Here is a 2370-nt window from a genome sequence, read left to right on the forward strand (position 1 = left end):
GTCTGTAGAAAGCTGAAGCAGAATTAATTCATTAAAAATGAAGGCATTCTGATTCTATTTTTAGATTTTCTACAGGCTCGTTACTCGCAAACTGCTCCCGCTGAGTAGCAAACCAGTACATACCATAAAGCAGTGCAACGTAAACAAACAGCGCAACAATCGGCATGGGCGTTTTAAGATCAGTATTAAGTAATACATCACGCAGCAACATGCCATAACCCAGCAAAAACAAACCTCCGCAGGCTAACATCACAGGTATTGCAGCCTGCTGATTCCCCCGTAATCGGGAGTTCAACAACACATAAACAAATGGCATCGATAAAACTGACCACGGCAGCCACATCCCCGGAATCTCAGAAAGGAAAACCGCATGCACAACAACCCATGAACAGTAATAACTGACCAGCACAGCTCCCTGAGAGAAGGCCTCCTTACCTTGATAGAAACGGGTCGCACAGTAATATAAAAACCAGACCAGTACGCCACTACCCAGAGCGAAGTAATTCACCAGATCTGGAATGTGCTTTGCTAGAATGGCGTATTCAATACCATAGAACATAAACAGCGCCACACCATGAGCAAGTGTCGTATCTTTTTCGATGGGTGATTTGTGATACAACGAGAAAAGTATCGTGTTACCAGCAAAAATGACAAACTGTACAAGCTGGTAGCCCGCTGCCAACTGCCATTGATGGCCACCTGCACCGCGCCAAATCAAATCAAATCCCAAAATGGCCAGATACATTGGCAACAAATAGGTGATACGTCGCCCGTCAAGAAGAGAGCAATACGAGAACAGTAAGCTCCAGGCACTGTAATAAATCACCAAGTCTAATAATTGTGGATTATCAGATTGAATCAGGAAGGGGCTGGCATAAATACAGATCTCTGAAAAAATCAGATAAACACTGTTATTAAAACGGCGACTGAGCCAGATACCCAGCAAGGTTGTCATCGCTACCAACGCTGTGGCAGGACCATGGGTATAAAACCCGTAATTCAAGTGCGCGACAAAAGTCGTTAGATAAAGGACCACCAAACCTACTGCCGGCAGATAAGCGGCATACTGTTTATCCTTTTTATCAAAATAAAAACTACCGACAATCAGTGCAATGCCGCTCAAATACGCAATGGCGATTTGACGAACCGGGGTTAACCAGCCGGTGTCATACACAAGCTTGAGAAAATACACCGCGGCCAAAATAAATGTGATACCCGCACACCATGCCATGATTTTGCTTGTGGAAAGTGGAGCGTCTGTTTTAGCGATATGGAGGTCATAGCCGTAATCTTGATACTGGACACCGGGAGTGTCCGACTTATTCTGTCCCCGTCCATTGGGTTGCGCATGCGATGTTTTTTCCTGGGTAGATCCGGACTGGTTGGCAGGGTCTTGTTCAAATAAATGCTTTTCTATACGAGCCAAGCGGCTCTCTAGTGTTTGCATTTTTTGCGTTAGTTTATCAAGACCATCCATGTCGCTCTCCAGCACTCATTCTCAAACGATTTTTTATAAAGATGAGCTTAACCAACTCTTCTTTCCAAAGCACGAACCTTTGTCCCCCCCCCTAGCACCCCAAACTGAGCGAATAGCGTTTTAGCACTTCCTGCCGCCTTGTGAATATCTTAATATCGGCCTTTATATTGGTTGCTGATTATTTCAGTTGTTTGTAATTTTTATACAACCTGCTCATGATTTCCGTGCATCCCTTTTTTTGTCGCGTTTCAAACCGGTTGATACCACATTCTGGAGATGAACTCTCCAATGACTTTGTCGTGTAGCTCCTCTGAACGGGAGAAGCAGATAGTCTTTCGGTTCAACCGCTTAATCCGGGTGCGCAACGCCAGATTGTTTCTTTCAATACTCTGGGTAAACTGTTTGCTGACAACATGATTATCTTCCGACAGTTCCGTGCTGCATGAATGCCAGTCATCAGTACAATAAAACCTCAATTTATAGGGTTTGATCAGTGCTATCAGTCTGTTCAGCGTTACCTTTGTCCTGCGGCCGAACACATGAGCAATGACTTTCTGATAACGAGGTTCCCAGGCATAGGACAACCAGCGCGGGTTCGCCTTATTGCCGACAAACGACCATTGCTCGTCCATCCGGCAGATCAGCTCCTGCTCTTCCCCTTCAAAAGGCTGAGATGTTACGCTCGGTGGTGCCAGTTTTTTAGATGGCTGATGACGGTGGTTGGGCTGATTCCGAGTACCCGGCCTGTATCCCTGACTCCCGAGCCATTCATCGCCATATCCTTAATCCGTTCGTAGACGCCCAGTATTTTTTACCTTAAATCCCGCTTAACCTTGGGAATGTGAGCAAGCTGGCCGTACTTTTGGCAACAGAGTACAGTTTTTGCACAAAAC

3 protein-coding genes are annotated in these 2370 nt (G+C 45.6%); all 3 read right to left on the reverse strand.

The genetic code is table 11. From position 1 onward, the window contains the following. Window positions 1–31: 31 nt before the first annotated feature. Entirely contained in the window at window positions 32–1477 is a 1446-nt protein-coding gene (locus ABD892_RS11050; RefSeq protein ID WP_345195703.1) for a DUF2339 domain-containing protein, read from the reverse strand. A 248-nt stretch (window positions 1478–1725) separates the two neighbouring features. Beyond that, window positions 1726–2172, reverse strand: a complete 447-nt coding sequence (locus ABD892_RS11055; RefSeq protein ID WP_345195704.1) for an IS1 family transposase — start codon at window positions 2170–2172, stop codon at window positions 1726–1728. Next, window positions 2154–2255 carry an IS1-like element transposase gene (locus ABD892_RS27095; RefSeq protein ID WP_425559235.1) on the reverse strand — a complete coding sequence of 34 codons (102 nt, stop codon included), beginning with the start codon at window positions 2253–2255 and terminating at the stop codon, window positions 2154–2156. Before ABD892_RS27095 ends, ABD892_RS11055 begins: the two co-directional genes overlap by 19 nt. Between the last annotated feature and the right edge of the window lie 115 nt (window positions 2256–2370).

Origin of the sequence: Kistimonas scapharcae (assembly GCF_039540975.1) — a bacterium.
Taxonomy (GTDB): Bacteria; Pseudomonadota; Gammaproteobacteria; order Pseudomonadales; family Endozoicomonadaceae; genus Kistimonas; species Kistimonas scapharcae.